This is a genomic window from Eionea flava, from assembly GCF_055393785.1.
On sequence record NZ_AP036018.1, the window covers coordinates 1,269,003 to 1,284,955 of the forward strand.

At 39.8% G+C, this 15,953-nt stretch carries 12 protein-coding genes; 8 read left to right on the forward strand and 4 right to left on the reverse strand.

Translation table 11 applies throughout. The annotated features are described in order from the left end of the window. Positions 1 to 17: 17 nt before the first annotated feature. The 4 genes from nqrF to sthA all read left to right on the forward strand — a co-directional run bounded on the left by nqrF (position 18) and on the right by sthA (position 4,152). A complete protein-coding gene (gene nqrF / locus ACZ5O6_RS05870; RefSeq protein ID WP_447090896.1) occupies positions 18 to 1,241 on the forward strand; it encodes an NADH:ubiquinone reductase (Na(+)-transporting) subunit F in 1,224 nt (407 codons plus the stop codon). Beyond that, positions 1,241 to 2,338, forward strand: a complete 1,098-nt coding sequence (locus ACZ5O6_RS05875) for an FAD:protein FMN transferase (protein WP_447090897.1) — start codon at positions 1,241 to 1,243, stop codon at positions 2,336 to 2,338. Before nqrF ends, ACZ5O6_RS05875 begins: the two co-directional genes overlap by 1 nt. Positions 2,339 to 2,424: 86 nt before the next feature. Continuing rightward, positions 2,425 to 2,664: a (Na+)-NQR maturation NqrM gene (gene nqrM / locus ACZ5O6_RS05880; protein ID WP_447090898.1), complete on the forward strand. Its 240-nt coding sequence runs from the start codon at positions 2,425 to 2,427 to the stop codon at positions 2,662 to 2,664. An 84-nt stretch (positions 2,665 to 2,748) separates the two neighbouring features. After that, positions 2,749 to 4,152 carry a Si-specific NAD(P)(+) transhydrogenase gene (gene sthA, locus ACZ5O6_RS05885; protein ID WP_447090968.1) on the forward strand — a complete coding sequence of 468 codons (1,404 nt, stop codon included), beginning with the start codon at positions 2,749 to 2,751 and terminating at the stop codon, positions 4,150 to 4,152. A 108-nt stretch (positions 4,153 to 4,260) separates the two neighbouring features. Here sthA and nhaB read toward each other — a convergent pair whose 3' ends face one another. After that, positions 4,261 to 5,739: a sodium/proton antiporter NhaB gene (nhaB, locus tag ACZ5O6_RS05890; protein ID WP_447090899.1), complete on the reverse strand. Its 1,479-nt coding sequence runs from the start codon at positions 5,737 to 5,739 to the stop codon at positions 4,261 to 4,263. Between the two features lie 314 nt (positions 5,740 to 6,053). Between nhaB and ACZ5O6_RS05895 the strand changes: the two genes are divergently transcribed. Together ACZ5O6_RS05895 and sohB are read left to right on the forward strand one after the other, a co-directional pair. Next, positions 6,054 to 7,769 (forward strand): hypothetical protein, encoded by a 1,716-nt coding sequence (locus ACZ5O6_RS05895; protein WP_447090900.1) that lies wholly within the window; start codon positions 6,054 to 6,056, stop codon positions 7,767 to 7,769. A 119-nt stretch (positions 7,770 to 7,888) separates the two neighbouring features. Then, positions 7,889 to 8,947 carry a protease SohB gene (gene sohB, locus ACZ5O6_RS05900; protein ID WP_447090901.1) on the forward strand — a complete coding sequence of 353 codons (1,059 nt, stop codon included), beginning with the start codon at positions 7,889 to 7,891 and terminating at the stop codon, positions 8,945 to 8,947. A gap of 635 nt (positions 8,948 to 9,582) precedes the next feature. Here the strand turns inward: sohB and ACZ5O6_RS05905 are convergent. Continuing rightward, on the reverse strand, positions 9,583 to 9,924 hold the full coding sequence (locus ACZ5O6_RS05905; protein ID WP_447090902.1) for a hypothetical protein: 342 nt from the start codon (positions 9,922 to 9,924) through the stop codon (positions 9,583 to 9,585). A gap of 183 nt (positions 9,925 to 10,107) precedes the next feature. Here ACZ5O6_RS05905 and ACZ5O6_RS05910 point away from each other — a divergent pair, with 183 nt between their 5' ends. Then, complete coding sequence (locus ACZ5O6_RS05910) at positions 10,108 to 10,302, forward strand: DUF2788 domain-containing protein (protein WP_447090903.1); 195 nt, start codon at positions 10,108 to 10,110, stop codon at positions 10,300 to 10,302. A gap of 81 nt (positions 10,303 to 10,383) precedes the next feature. Next, positions 10,384 to 12,636, forward strand: a complete 2,253-nt coding sequence (locus ACZ5O6_RS05915) for a hybrid sensor histidine kinase/response regulator (RefSeq protein ID WP_447090904.1) — start codon at positions 10,384 to 10,386, stop codon at positions 12,634 to 12,636. Between the two features lie 5 nt (positions 12,637 to 12,641). Here ACZ5O6_RS05915 and xthA read toward each other — a convergent pair whose 3' ends face one another. After that, positions 12,642 to 13,460, reverse strand: coding sequence for an exodeoxyribonuclease III (gene xthA, locus ACZ5O6_RS05920; RefSeq protein ID WP_447090905.1), 819 nt, complete (start codon positions 13,458 to 13,460; stop codon positions 12,642 to 12,644). A 79-nt stretch (positions 13,461 to 13,539) separates the two neighbouring features. Continuing rightward, positions 13,540 to 15,684 carry a carboxy terminal-processing peptidase gene (locus ACZ5O6_RS05925; protein ID WP_464283550.1) on the reverse strand — a complete coding sequence of 715 codons (2,145 nt, stop codon included), beginning with the start codon at positions 15,682 to 15,684 and terminating at the stop codon, positions 13,540 to 13,542. Between the last annotated feature and the right edge of the window lie 269 nt (positions 15,685 to 15,953).

The window sequence follows — 15,953 nt, forward strand, 5'->3', positions numbered from 1 at the left end:
ACGAGGTAAAGTAAAAGATGGATATTGAAATTATTCTTGGCGTTGTCATGTTTACACTCTTGGTGTTGGCATTGGTAATGATTATCCTATCGGCACGCGCCAAGTTAGTGAGCTCTGGCGATGTAACGATCACTGTTAACCATGAGAAAAAAATTACTGTTCCAGCGGGTGGCAAGCTGCTTCAAACTCTTGCTGAGTCGGGTTTGTTCTTGCCTTCAGCCTGTGGCGGTGGCGGTAGCTGTGCGCAATGTAAGTGTATTGTTGAGTCTGGTGGTGGCGGCATTTTGCCAACAGAAGAGTCGCATTTCACTAAGCGTGAAGCCAATGAAGGCTGGCGTCTTTCTTGTCAGGTGGCGGTTAAAGAAGATATGGAAGTGGAAGTCGAAGACGACGTCTTTGGTGTTAAGCAGTGGGAATGCGAAGTGGTCTCTAACCCTAATATGGCTACTTTTATTAAAGAGCTAACACTCAAACTACCTGAGGGCGAAAACGTTGATTTCCGCGCAGGTGGTTACGTTCAGTTAGAAGTCCCTCCGCACCATGTACAATTCAAAGATTTTGACATCGAAGAAGAATATCGTGGTGACTGGGAACGCTTTGGTTTCTTTAATTTAGAGTCGAAAGTAGATGAGCCGGTTATTCGTGCTTACTCAATGGCTAACTACCCAGAAGAAAAGGGTGTGGTTAAATTTAATATTCGTATTGCGACTCCGCCTCCAGGTGCTAAGGGTATTCCACCAGGGCAAATGTCTTCTTATGTTTTTAGCCTGAAGCCGGGTGATAAAATTGATGTTTATGGACCTTTTGGTGAATTCTTCGCTAAGGACACTGATGCAGAAATGGTATTTGTGGGTGGTGGTGCAGGTATGGCACCGATGCGTTCGCATATTTTTGACCAGTTAAAGCGTTTGAATAGCGATCGTAAAATGAGCTTTTGGTATGGTGCACGCTCTCTTCGAGAGATGTTCTATGAAGATGAATATGACATGCTTGCAGAAGAAAATGATAACTTCGATTGGCATGTTGCCTTGTCAGATCCGCAGCCTGAAGATAACTGGGAAGGCTTAACGGGGTTTATTCACAATGTGTTGTTCGAAGAGTATCTGAAAGATCACCCAGCACCAGAAGATTGTGAATTTTATATGTGTGGTCCACCGATGATGAACCAAGCGGTCATTAAAATGCTTAAAGACCTTGGTGTTGAAGATGAGAACATCATGCTTGATGACTTTGGTGGTTAATGTTATTCCAAACACAGCAAAAAATGCCACCTAATGGTGGCGGTTTCTTTCAATTAAGGCGCGTCTTTCGCGCCTTAATGCTATTAATCACTTCTATTTTTTTACTTATTTCCTGCCAGCAAAAAGCCAGCGTAGCGTCTTTTAATGGTAAAACCATGGGGACAACGTATAACATCACTGTTGTAGGCTCTTCTGAGAGTATTAATGCGTCATTAAGCTCAGCACAACATGATCAGATAGCAGCGGCGATCGATAAAAAGCTGCTGTATATCAATCAATTGATGTCGACGTATATTCCTGATTCTGAAATCTCTCGTTTTAATCAGAGCGCTCATGGTGAATGGTTTACTGTGTCGTCTGATACGTTAGAAGTTATTCAATATAGTTTGTATTTATCAGAGATAACTCAAGGTCTATTTGATATTACTGTGTCTCCCCTGATTGAGCTTTGGGGCTTTGGTAAAAGTGGTGCTACAGAGTTTCCGGCGCCTTCTGCAATTGAGGCTGCCCGTACCATGGTGGGTTGGCAGTACTTAGAGATTGATGAGGCAAGCTCACGTATTAAAAAAATAAAGCCTCTTACTATTGACCTTTCGGCTATCGCAAAGGGTTATGGTGTCGATGTCATTAGTGATTTATTAGAAGAGCTGGGGATTAACAATTACCTTGTTGAAATTGGTGGTGAAATTCGTGTTAAAGGAATCAATCCCGAGCAACAATTGTGGCGAATTGGTGTCGAAACTCCCTCAGTATTTCAAACCAGCGCGCAAAAAGTGATTGCTCTTGAGGATGTTTCTGTTGCTACATCGGGTGATTATAGAAATTTTTTTGAAAAAGAAGGTATTCGTTATTCTCATACGATTGACCCGACAACGGGACGACCGGTGATTCATGACATAGCATCTATCACGGTACTGGCAAATACTGCAATGGCGGCGGATGGTTTAGCTACTGCATTTATGGCGTTAGGAGAGCAGGGGGCATTGCGCCTTGCAGAGGAGTTATCTTTGCCTATCTATATACTTCGCTATCAGCAGGATATGTTTAGCGAATCTTTTTCGAGTGATTTTTCTCACTATTTGAATGAAAAAAAGTGATTTATCAATATTTTTTGCATTATAAGTAATGTTTATACTGATTATCTGGAAAGCGGTATAATCCAAACAATTCAAGAGGTACTGCCATGTTAACGTTTTTACTGGGTTTTATTTTACTAAGTTTGGTCATCGCGGGTATGGCTATCGGTGTTATTATGGGCCGCCGCCCAATTACAGGTTCATGTGGTGGTATTGGTGCTGCGCTCGGAGAAAAAGATTATACCTGTGATATCTGTGGTGATGACCCGGCTAAATGCGAAGAGGTTAGTGCTGGAGATAGTAAAACCATGAACTTGTCGTATGATGCGACTAAAAAGGCTAAGTAGTTTTTAAGTGGTTTTAAATAACAACAAGCCTCCCTCCTCTTTTGAGCGCAACCATCTTTTTATTTTTTCATAGAAAAGGTTTTTATTGTGAAGTTTGATTATGATGTTTTGGTAATTGGTTCTGGCCCATCGGGTGAAGGCGCTGCAATGGCAGCAATGAAAAATGGTTTGCGTGTCGCCGCCGTAGAAAATCGCAGTGAAGTCGGTGGTGGTTGTTTGCATAAAGGGACTATCCCTTCAAAATCTTTACGTCATGTTATTCAGCAAATTATTCGTTATAAAAATAGCCATATCTTCAATCAATTAGGTGATACGCGCTCAATCTCTTTTCCTGCAGCGCTTAAGGAATCTCAGCGAGTCATACCCAAGCAGGTCGATGTTCACCATTCCTTTTACGTTAAGAATCGTGTCAAGTTGTATCAAGGGCACGCTAAATTTATTAGCCAGCATGAAGTTGAAATTTCTTCCCCCGATAGTATTAGTAAAACTATTACAGCGAAGGATTTCGTTATCGCAACAGGTTCTCGTCCTTATAACCCCGAAGGCGTCGACTTTTCTCATCCGCGAGTATATGACAGCGACTCAATCCTTGAAATGAAACATACCCCGCGTACGATTATTATCTATGGCGCCGGTGTTATTGGCTGTGAATACGCTTCCATTTTTGCTGGTTTAGGTATTAAAGTCGATTTGATTAATACACGTGATCGACTCCTTTCTTTTTTGGATGACGAAATATCCGGCGCGTTAAATTATCATTTACGTGATGTGAGTGTGATGATTCGACATCAAGAAGAGTTTGACCGCTTAGAAGCAGATGATAGTTCGGTAACTGTCCATCTTAAGTCGGGGAAGCGCCTTTATGCGGATGCTATTTTATGGTGTAACGGTCGCACCGGTAATACTGACGGACTTGAACTTAACAATATCGGTCTTACAGCGGATAGCCGTGGTCAGTTAAAAGTTGATGAAACGTATCGCACTGAAGTAGATAATGTTTATGCAGCAGGTGATGTGATTGGTTGGCCGAGTTTAGCCAGCGCTTCTTATGACCAAGGCAGAGCCGCTGCGGGGTCACTACTTGGCAGAGATGTGAATTTTGTTAACGATGTGCCTACAGGTATTTATACGCTACCTGAAATTAGTTCTATCGGTAAAACAGAGCGCGAACTGACTGATGAAAAGGTGCCTTATGAAGTAGGGCGTGCTTTCTTCAAAAGTATTGCAAGAGCACAGATTAGTGGTGAAGAAGTAGGAATGTTAAAAATTCTTTTTCATATCGATACGTTTGAAATTTTAGGTATTCATTGCTTTGGCGCTGAAGCATCAGAAATTATTCATATTGGCCAAGCGATAATGAAACAGCCTGGAAAACAAAATAATATTAAATATTTTCTCAATACGACATTTAATTATCCAACCATGGCAGAAGCTTATCGCATCGCTGCACTTGCGGGATTAAATCGCATCCAACGTTTTTCTTACTGATGAATTCATAACGATCACATATAAAAAAACCGAGGAGTTATTCCCTCGGTTTTTTTATATTAGCCTGCTTATTTGAGCTTTACTATCGGCTTCACATATTCTGCTGAGTTAGACAAATAGCAAAAGGCTTGCTAGGCCAACACCACCCAATACAAATGTGTAGGGTATCGCCATGATTACCATTCTTCCATAAGATAGTCGAATAAGCGGTGCAAGTGCCGATGTTAATAAAAATAAGAAAGCCGCTTGACCATTAGGTGTGGCAACACTAGGAAGGTTTGTTCCTGTATTAATTGCAATGGCCAGATCCTCGAAATGTTCTCGAGTAATTGTTCCTGCATCAAGAGCTGCTTTCACTTCGTTGATATACACGGTGGCAACAAAGACATTGTCGCTAATCATAGACAGTATGCCATTAGCGACAAATAGCATAGGCGCTTGTTGACTGACATCTAGGCTTAGTACGGCATCCGTAATAGGCTGAAATAAGTGCTGTTCGTGAATGACAGCAACGACACCAAAAAATACTACGAGTAATGCAGTAAACGGTAACGCTTCTTCAAATGCATGACCAATTTGATGCTCCTCAATAACGCCATTAAAAGAAGTGAGTAAAACAATAACCATTAAGCCAATTAATCCTACTTCAGCAAGATGTAGTGCTAGTGCAGCAATGAGTATCAGTGCGGTGATTGCTTGAATAAACAGGGCAGCATTTTCTTTATGGCCGCGCTTAGCATCTTCTTCATCAGCAAATTCAACAAGAATGTTACGTACATTTTCGGGTAATTCCATTCCATAACCGAACACTTTATATTTTTCTAATAGGCCACAGGTAATCAACCCGCAAATTAATACAGGGATAGATACTGGAGCCATAACGAGGAAAAACTCAATAAAACTCCATCCTGCGCGCTCTGCAATTAATAAATTTTGAGGTTCTCCAACAATGGTACAAACCCCGCCCAATGCTGTGCCTACACCGCCATGCATAATAAGGCTACGTAAAAAGGCGCGAAACCGCCACAAATCTTCTTTATGAGATTCGGCAATATCTTCAGGCACATCACCAACAGAGAATACACGGTGATAAACATTATAAAAGCCAACGGCAACGGTAATTAAAACAGCGATTACTGTTAGTGCATCAAGGAAAGCGGAGAGAACTGCTGATACAAAAGAAAATAATAAAGATAAGACTATTTTGGAGCGAATACTTACGAGTAAGCGGGTAAAGACATAAAGTAATAAATCCTTCATGAAATGAATACCTGCCACCATAAACATCAGCAACAGAATGACTTTAATGTTTTCTGTTACTTCAAAGTAAATAGCTTCCGGTGTGGTCATACCTAAAATAACTGCCTCAATAGCCAGTAGACCACCGGGTTGTAACGGATAACATTTAAGTGCCATTGCCAAAGTAAAAATAAATTGTGCAATAAGCGCCCAGCCTGCAACAAAAGGCCCGCCAACAAAAAGAATAAGGGGGTTGAGTATAAGAAAAGCAATAATGGCTTGTTTATACCATAATGGGGCGTTGCCAAGAAAATTACGAGCAAAGCCTTGGGCGAGTGTATGGGTCATGAGAGAGATTCCTATCGGGTATGCGGTAATAATAGAGAGTGTATTAACCCTCGACGCGCTCTTTAAAGCCGTATACTGAAAAAGCGATAGCATGCAGTCCTTGGATTCATGCCCTAAACCCACTTTTGTCAGTGATTAGTCATAACTAGTATAAAGAATAGTCGGACAAGCCGGATATTGCCATTGCGCATCAATGGCTTAACAGCATATTTTAGAATAAAATGTGCGCTACTTAAAACAATCCTTTTCGTTTGAGTGTTATATTACGTATAACAGTAACAAATACATAAATATTTATAGCGTGGGCCTGTCTTTTGAGCAATAAACAAGCAATAAACCTCACCTCTATGAGCCTGATCGAAGGCGAGTTGATGTCAACAATCAACGAAGCATCGACACATTTAGAAACCTTTATTAGCGAACGTGATAATCACAAGGTCTTAGAGGACTGTATTAGTTCACTGCAACAAATTAGGGGAAGTTTAGACTTAATTCAATTACACGGTGCTTGTGAGCTGGCGGGGGAGATTTTATCAACGGCGCAAAGTATTAATACTGAAAACGATACTAAGCTAGATGAAAAACTATCTGTTTTAACAAAAGGCTTCTTTATCCTTAGCTGCTACTTTGAGTATACACAGCAGCATCAAGTGGGTATGCCCGTTTTATTGATACCTTACATTAACGATTTACGTCTGGTTAACCGACAAGCAGTGATGCCTGAATCTTATTTTGAAGTGTCATCATCACACTACCGTTGCCCAGCATCACCCACAGAAGCATTACCTGATAGCGATGAAAGTTTACAAAGTATGCTGCGTCGTTTTAGGCATATGTACCAACTAGGTTTACTCGGTGTAGTGAAAGAGCTCAATGTTGAGCACTCTTTGTCCCTAATGTTGAGAGCTTGTAACAAAGTCTACAAGCTTTCTAAAGGCTGCGACAGCGAAACACTCTGGTGGCTATCGTCTATTGCCCTGAGCGCTTTTAGAGAAGCCAGTATTGCTCCCAGCGTGGCACGTAAACGCTTATTTTCACAAATTGATAAACAGCTTAGGTTATTAGAAAAACAAGGCGAAAATGCCTTTGATCAGCCTGTGCCTGAAGGCTTATTGGTAGAATTGGCTTATTATATTTCGCTTGCATCAGAGTTTAGCGAAGACTATAAAAAAATTAAGCAACTCTACGGTTTTATTGAATTAACTTATACCGAAGCTGTACTACAACAAGAAACAGCCGCATTAACTGGCCCTAACGCCAATACCGTTCAATCTGTCGCTGAAGTATTGCGGGTTGAGTTGAATGAAGCCAAAGACAATATGGAAAAGTCACAAGCCAGTGATTGCGTTATAGAAGGTGATTACGAAGACACTATTTCTCGTATTCAGCGCGTTAAAGATATTCTACATGTGGTTGGTTTAACTTCAGCGGCAACGGTTATCGGTCAATCACTGGATGTATTAAAGATCGCCTTTGCCAATAAGGAATGCCTAGACGATGAAGGTAATATGAAAGTGGTTGATGCTTTTCTCTATGTTGAAAGCGTTTTAGCTAGCCTAGCGAAGCGAAGCTTTTCCGGAGAGCAGCTCCACGAGATGAATCAGTTAAACCAGAACGATATGATTTCATCAAATAACTTACTTGATGCTCAACTAGTCGTGATTGAAGAGGCAGAAAAAGGCATTGCTCAGCTTAAACAAGCGATTACCGCCTTTACTGACTCCGAATATGATAAAGCACATATCAGTAATTTCTCTGAGCAACTGCAAGAAATTCGAGGGGGGATGACAGTGCTCAATTTACCTCGTGCCGCTAGTGTTGTTGCTGCTTGTCATGAATTTATTGAAGGTACATTAATGGCAACAGAAGAGGCAGCAGCTTTAGAGTATATGTTAGAAACATTTGCTGATGCGCTAATCTGTCTTGAATACTACTTGGATTGCATGAAGGTCGATAAGCATGTCTCTCCAGATAACCTAGCCATTGCAGAAGAAAGCCTAGAAGCATTAGGGTACCCAGTAAAGCAATAGATTATTTTCCCTTTTCAACAATCCATCATCCCGCTAACGATTAATGGCCTGCAAATTAATGCTTGTCGTTGGCTTTCCAATTCATGGGGATTCATCCCCTCATACTTTGAGGCACTATCTTGGAATTTATATACGAATACGGCTTATTTTTAGCAAAATCAATTACGTTTATTATTGCACTTGCTGTCATTATTGGACTTATTGCTAGTGCCGGAAGCAAAAACAAGTCCGCATCTGAAGGGGAGATCGAGGTTGTAACGTTAAATGAGCATTACACCGAAATACAAGATCAAATGAAAGCCGTTATTCATAGCGCTGAGCAGCGAAAACAAGCGGCAAAAGAAGCAAAAAAACAGAAGAAGCAACAAAAAAAAGCGCAGCGATCAAAGAATAAGACAAAGTCAGAAGATGATAATAAAGTGCTTAACAATGTCTATATAGTAGATTTTGACGGCGATATTAAAGCCTCAGCAGTGGATAGTTTACGTCAAGAAGTGACAGCAATATTGAGCTTAGCCACCCCTGATGATGAAGTGGTTGTGAAGCTAGAAAGTGCAGGGGGAATGGTTCATAGCTATGGCCTTGCATCTAGCCAATTGGCCCGTATCAAAGAGAAGGGCATCCCTCTTACCGTATGTGTAGATAAAGTTGCTGCAAGTGGTGGTTACATGATGGCCTGCGTTGCAGATACTGTTTGTGCTGCTCCATTCTCTATTATTGGCTCTATTGGTGTTGTGGCGCAGTTACCTAACTTCCATCGCCTCTTAAAGAAAAACGACGTAGACTTTGAATTGCTTACAGCAGGCGAATATAAGCGAACATTGACAATGTTCGGTGAAAATACCGATAAAGGACGTGAGAAGTTTGTTGAAGACTTAGAGAAGACTCATGGCCTATTTAAAGATTTTGTTCAACAGCAGCGTCCTGTTGTTAATATCGATAAGGTATCCACTGGTGAAATATGGTTCGGCACACAAGCAAAAGAAGAGCAGCTCATTGATCGTCTCATCACCAGTGATGATTACATCATCGATAAAGTTAGTTCAGCACATGTTTTTAGCGTTTCTTACCGTGTGAAGAAAAATATGGCTGAGCGCTTGGGTATTAATATGCAGCAGGCTATCGAATCCTCATTTAGTAAATTATTGTCTTCTTTGAATGTGACGAAATATTTCTAGTTGACGATTAGTCTTTTAATGTGATGTCTGTCACAAAAAAAGGTTACCTATTGAAACACGCATAAATTTTATTTTTCTTAGATTAGATCTTTACTTTTTCTTTGTCAGAATTCACCTGAAACATCGGGTTTGCGGTCACTAACATGAATGTTATGCACACATGTAATAAAGTTGACACACTATGACTTAGAAAATATATATTTTTTCAAATATTCATATTGACAATCCTAAGCTGTTGTTTTTTATGAGTTTATTTGCCATGATTAAAAAATGAACAATTTGTTGCTTAGCCTATAAATACGGACTTTAAGGCAGTTGTGTAAACTTTTCCCACAAAGTTATCCACAGAACTTGTGGAAAAGCATGATTGTTAGAAAAGAGATCCGTTTGTTTCACAAAATACCTGCTGTTGGTAGTGAGATAGCGTGAAAGAACAGAGGTAGGTGTTGTTGAAGGCTATGTAATTTTTGGAAGTATAAAAAAAGCCAGACGTCTGGGGGGGCGTCTGGCCAAGACCATTAGGAGTAATCTGTTTAACTAGTTAAGGTGAAAACTAATTAAGTTATCTTTAGTATGGTTCAAAATTTAGGGTTTGCCAGTTTTTGATAGATCAATAGGGAATAAATAATCTGTTTTTATTTCTCTGTGTTCTCTTGGGAAATCAATTGGATGGAATTTGAAATAGCGCTGTCAAGACTGTCTAATGTCGTACTTCTTACAATATAGTGATCAAGGTTTTTTCTAAAGATTGGCAGTCGCCTTGTCATAGATTTAAACTCATGGCTAATAGGCTCATAACTCAAATCATGATCCTGGATACTTAGCTTATTCAGTTCTAGCATCTCTTTTGATACCGTCGTTAAACAATCGTATATCGCATCTTTTGCTCCCACAGAACTAGCTTCCCAGTAGGCTTTATCTAGCATATTCGCCAATTCATCCAATGTTGGTATAGCGTGTGCGATTGTAAAAGGCATAATTTTCTCCGAGTTGTTATGGCAGCGACTCCTTTAAATAGTATAGCCAAACTTTAATAAATCGCTGCCTGTACTACATTAATGTACAAGGTATAAAGAATTTGTGAGGCAAATAACGTAAAATACGCCAAAATATTCGTGTGTTAAGCGCTTTCAATAGGGTGAGGTTTACAAAAGAAAAATATGACGGTAGATCAGTTTGAATCTTATGCGCTAATCTTATGTGTTGGTGGCTTAATTCTATTTATGACGTTTATCATGTGGGATTTAGCAAAAAAGTCTAAAGCGGGTCGTTTTGGGACTTTGATCTTATTTATCGCTCTTGGCATTGGTTTACTTGGTTTTGTTATTAAAACAGTTCTTGTTGAGCTCATATAAAACAACAAAATATAGTGTTGCTTAGGTAACGCACATTTTATTGATGGAACACTTCCATTATCTATTCGCATTGGGTTTTATATGTTTAAAGCGGTTTCGAAAGTACACTTACAGCGTGATGTCATGCGAGAAACTGATATGCGTTTGGTCGCTTATAGCCAAACGGGTATCTTTCTCAGTGTGATTGTTTTCTCACTGATCCTGTGGGCAGGCGAACACTACATTAATAGTCCTCTCATGACGGCGGTTCTATCGATAGGCTTAGTTGTTATTACACTTATTCGCGCCTATTTTCTTTTTCGTTTTGAAGCAATTTATCCTAAAGGGCCTAATCAGTGGCGTAATATTTTCTTTTCGTTAACCTTGCTTGGCGCTGTTTGGTGGGGAACCATTTTAGCGGTAATGACATGGGTTAACGGCCTTGATGAAGAAGTGCCTATTTTGTGGCTTTATACCGTTGGTTTCTTTGCGGGTAGCTTGTATGTGGTAGGTCCATTTAAACACTTTCTTAAGATCTATATGGCTGTTGCATTTATCCCTTGCTCACTAGCCGCTTTTCTTTTATTCGAGCCTGTTGCAGCATTTTATGGCGCAATTATGCTAATGCTTTATTATTTGCTTTATCGGCAAGGTGTCATCATTGGTGATAATTATTGGGATAAACTGCAAGCGACTTACGACTTGCTGAAAAAAACAAAAACATTAGAAGCCGAAAAAATATCCACACAGAGTTCGCTCAATGAGAGTGATGTGATTTTTTCCAATATTGCGCGTGAACTTACTGCCTCGGTGCAAGAAATAGCGAGTAGCTTATCATTGCTGAAAGGAGGCCAATTACCGGCTGACGCTGCAAGGTTGTTGATGTTGACACAACAAAAAAATCAACAGCAACTGACCCTTTTAAAGAACTTATCCGAAATTAAAAATATTGAACAGAAAAGTGTATTAATCGATAGTGATGTTATCGACCTTCGTCATCATGTTGAGCTGGCACTGTCGCGTGTCAGTAATACCGCACACACAAAAGGAATAGAGTTGCACCCTCGATTCTCAACGGGGTTTCCTCTTAAGGTCAGGGGTGATGGCGAGCGTGTACAACAACTCGTCAGCAACCTTATAACTAGTGCTTGTCAATATTGCGATAAAGGAGAGCTTCTTATTGACTGCCGTTATCAGCAAGAAGCCGACAGCGGAATTTTTCGTATTTCTGCAACTAATCATCAAGCGGATCAACGTGCGCTGCCACTGGAAGAGTTACAACGTCTATTTTCTCCTCGTGATGCTCAAGATACACACATAGGCTTGAGTCTTGCGGTCGTTAAAGGGCTGGCTTCCTACATGGGAGGCTTTGCTAACGTACACTATAAAAAAGAGGGGGCTCTTGTTTTTTGGGCATCTGCAGCCCTTCCGATTATTGCAATGGAAACGGTTGAAAAACAAGCACTGATAACAGCTTTGTCTGATAAAAGAGTGCTTGTTTACCGTGCCCCAGAAGTTGTTAGTCAATCACTTTCAATGATATTGCATAACTGGGGTTTGCATGTTGACTTTATCGATGATGAGGATGCGATGGCCGCGGTTATTCATTCATTTGGCCAGTCAATTGCTTCTACTTACGATTTGGTAATGCTTTATACGCAATTAGAGAATGATAAAACGTTTCAATTATCAGTGCAGTTATGCCAACAAGAAAAAACGAAAACACTTCCGCAGATCATCGCCATTAGTCAAATGCAAAGTAAAACACAGGTTGTAGAACAACATGTGCTTGCCAACCCTCATGTAAAAGTCATTTATAAACCATTACAACAGAGTTACCTTAAAAAGCTGATCAAATCTTTCTTGGTAAATGATTCGCTAGCGCCATGTAAAAAAAGTAATGAAGAAAATATTCTTAAAAATAAGCAAATACTTCTCTTTCAGAAAGAGGCCATTGATAGTGCTATTATTAAAAACTTACTGGAAAGACTAGGCTGTACCGTTTTTGTTGCGGATACCGTGGAGTACTGTTTAGCACAAACAAATGAGCGTATTTTTCACGGCTTTATTTGTGAAAGCCATTTAACCGACATTGACCTTTCTGCCTTTGTATCAACAGTGCGAAATAGCAGTAAAGCCTATCAAGAATTTAAGTATAAAACTCCAGTTATAGGCTTTACCAATCATCAATTAGAAGGGGAGGAGTCGCACTGTTTGGCATCGGGTATGGATTGTTATCTTAATTCCCCCGTTGATATAGACGATTTAGAAGCTGTATTAAAACGTTTTATAGGGCGTGCGGCATATATAGCAGATATTGATCCAGTTCTTATTCAAAACATACCCAATACATAACGAAATTATTCTCCAAAGTATGTCCATATAGGGCAATGATCTGAAGGTTTTTCCATTGCTCTAATATCGTAATCGATTCCAACTTGCGATAAGTGTGCTAATAAAGGTTGAGTTGCCAAAATTAAATCAATGCGTAACCCGCGCTTGGGTTCTCGCTCAAATCCTCTACTGCGGTAATCAAACCAACTAAAGTGGTCTGATGTGTCGGGGTTGAGTTGCCTGTAGGTATCGGTTAATCCCCAGTTGTATAGTGCATTTAACCATTCCCTTTCTATTGGTAAAAAACTGCACTTTCCCGTTTTTAACCATCTTTTCCGGTTATCTTCTCCAATGCCAATATCAATGTCTTCTGGTGAAATATTCATGTCACCCATAACAATTAACTGTTCATTAGGTGAGTGGTTTGCTGTTAAATAGACGTCTAAATCTTCGTAAAACTTTTTCTTGTTAGGAAATTTGGTGGGATGCTCTTGGCTTTCACCTTGAGGAAAGTATCCGTTAACAACTGAAATTTCTCCACCTAAAGGGGAAGTAAATCGACCACTAATAAAGCGTTTTTGTGCTTCATCCGTGTCGGATTGATAGCCTTTTTGTACTGATAGAAAAGGGTGCTTAGATAATAAAGCGACACCGTAATGCGTTTTTTGCCCATGATATTCAACGTGATACCCTAAGTCTTTAATGGCATCTATAGGAAAGTCTTCGTCGGTAACTTTGGTTTCCTGTAGTCCGATAAAGTCAGGGTCATGTTTTTCAATCACAGAGGCGAGCTGATGAAGTCGTTGCCGAATACTATTTACATTGAATGAAACTGCTTTAATCATATTGGTAAAATCACTAATTGGTAAAAAATTATAGATAAATAGCATTGCGTAATAGGGCAATGCTTTCCTGAATAGCACTTTATTTATTAGAGGCGACTTTATCTTGAGATTGAGTTAACAATAATTGGGTGAAGTCTTTAAGTAATTGGCCGGCTTCTAGTAATACCGCATCATCAATAGTATCAATTTGAGTGGTGCCAGCTTTAGCTGCTCGCTCTTCACTACGCTTTTCTTCACTATCTTTAAAAGCCTCATAGTTATCAAATACAGGTAGCCCCTTTGCTTTTAGGCGCCTATTTTCTATTATGAGAGATTGTTCTTCTATGCGATTTTTTTCTGCTAGGCGTTTTTTTTCATTGAGTGAGATGAATTTTCTGTTGCTGATAGTTTCTAACAATTCTTTACGTTCATCGAGATAGATAAAATCGGCCGATTGTTTAATTCTACTACTATGCTGTACTTTTAGAGAGTTAATAATATTATCTAGATTAAAATAAACAGCATGCCTCTCCGGTGTTGTTTTACTCCATGCTAATGCTGTGTCGTAGCTGCTTTCGCCCACTTCTTTGGGGTCAATCAATTCCGGCATAATAATATCGGGAATCACACCACGATGCTGCGTACTTTCACCGGATACTCGATAAAATTTTGACTCAGTAATTTTTAATTCCCCTTGGCTTTTTAGGGGTGTTAACGTTTGTACTGTGCCTTTCCCAAATGATTGTGAGCCAACAACAATACCGCGACGATAATCTTGTATGGCACCAGCAAAAATTTCAGAGGCTGAAGCACTTAAGCGATTGATTAATACAACAAGAGGGCCTCTATATCTTGCATTATTTTGTGAGTAATCACTGGTTTTTTTTCCGCCATCTTTACCTATTTGTACAACTGGCCCCTTATCAATAAAAAGGTCAGTGACTGCAGTGGCTTCATAAAGTGAGCCGCCTCCGTTATTACGTAAATCAATGACAACACCATCAACTCCCTCACTTTCTAGCTCAGAGAGTAAGCGATTAACATCTTTCGTCGTACTTCTAAAATTAGGGTCGCGCTTTCTATATGCTTCAAAGTCGAGATAGAAAGTAGGGATGTTAATGACACCCACTTTGAAGCTTTGTCCTCCATCTTTCAGCGTGATGATTGCTTTTTGTGCCGCTTGATCTTCCAGATTGACTTTTTCACGCTTGATTTCGATGACTTCAGTTGTTGCGGTTGCAGCACGACCAGACTCTACTTCTAAACGAACAATAGATTCTTTAGGGCCACGAATAAGCTCTACAACTTCATCAAGTCGCCAGCCAACGACACTCACCATATCTCCCTCTTTTCCTTGAGCAACGCCTAATATTCGGTCAGATGCTTTTAGTTGCCCTTGTTTATCTGCAGGCCCGGCAGTTACTATTCGAACCACTTTTGTGTATCCATCTTCGTTCTGCAAAACAGCACCAATGCCTTCAAGAGAAAGCGACATGCGTATTGAAAAGCTCTCTGAGGTGCGCGGTGAAAAGTAATTAGTATGAGGATCGTATAACTCGGTAAATGCATTAATATATATTTCGTATACATCTTCTGCCGTATTTTTCTCCATACGGGTGAGTTGGTCGTTATAACGTTTGATCAATTTTTCAAGAGACTCACTAAACACTTCTCCAGATAACTTTTGCGAAAGAAAGTATGACTCTATGCGTTTTCGCCATTGCTCATCAGCTTCTTCTGTAGTGAGTGGCCAATGATTTCTTTCATCATCAATAATAAATGTTTCATCGTCTGAGAAGTCAACGGAAAAGTTTTCCTCTTTCAACTGATTAAGGATTGTAGTTAGACGATTCTCCATTCGCTCCACTAGTCGGTGGTAAATAGAAAAGCCAATAGTATTTTTACCATTTCTTAATTCATCATCGAGAAGAAATTGCTTTTGTCGAAACTCATTAATGTCAGATTGCAGGAAAAATGACTTGCTAGGATCTAGCTGATCAATATAGTTTTCTAAAAATTTAACGGATAAAGCATCATCAACAACAATGTCAACGAAATGGCGCTTATCTAAAGTACGCAATATCTCCAATGTTGCTTTTTCTTGGGCTTTAGTGCCCGAGATCTCTAGAGCTCCAAATACGGAATGGCTCGTTACTAAGAGTGTTGTAGCTAAAAGGAAAGTAGGTTTAATTAGAGAGATAAAAGAACGCATAGCAACCATATTTGTCATCTTAAGTTGTTTCATTTTGTATTATTCAAGTAGAGCTAATATAGCATAGAGTTGCTATATTTAGTGTGTCGCTACACTACTAATCTCGGCTAAGACCTGAGTCTGATTCGTATAATTGAAATGAATTCAGCAAGTGTTCAGGAACTGTATTGACATGGTAAGTGCTTTTCACTAATGTGTACCGTCTTTTTTAGTATTCGGGTGCTTGTCGGTTTATCGTGGTAATGGCGCTTAAAATAATGATATAAATTTTTTGTGCTTAGTTGTTATTATCAGGGGAGCCG

Bases quoted from the DNA above. Each gene is read 5' to 3' on its own strand.
- nqrM (WP_447090898.1), top strand. From the start codon at position 2,425: ATGTTAACGTTTTTACTGGGTTTTATTTTACTAAGTTTGGTCATCGCG.
- ACZ5O6_RS05915 (WP_447090904.1), top strand. From the start codon at position 10,384: ATGTTTAAAGCGGTTTCGAAAGTACACTTACAGCGTGATGTCATGCGA.
- ACZ5O6_RS05905 (WP_447090902.1), bottom strand. From the start codon at position 9,924: ATGCCTTTTACAATCGCACACGCTATACCAACATTGGATGAATTGGCG.
- nqrF (WP_447090896.1), top strand. From the start codon at position 18: ATGGATATTGAAATTATTCTTGGCGTTGTCATGTTTACACTCTTGGTG.
- ACZ5O6_RS05925 (WP_464283550.1), bottom strand. From the start codon at position 15,684: ATGAAACAACTTAAGATGACAAATATGGTTGCTATGCGTTCTTTTATC.
- nhaB (WP_447090899.1), bottom strand. From the start codon at position 5,739: ATGACCCATACACTCGCCCAAGGCTTTGCTCGTAATTTTCTTGGCAAC.
- xthA (WP_447090905.1), bottom strand. From the start codon at position 13,460: ATGATTAAAGCAGTTTCATTCAATGTAAATAGTATTCGGCAACGACTT.
- ACZ5O6_RS05910 (WP_447090903.1), top strand. From the start codon at position 10,108: ATGACGGTAGATCAGTTTGAATCTTATGCGCTAATCTTATGTGTTGGT.
- ACZ5O6_RS05875 (WP_447090897.1), top strand. From the start codon at position 1,241: ATGTTATTCCAAACACAGCAAAAAATGCCACCTAATGGTGGCGGTTTC.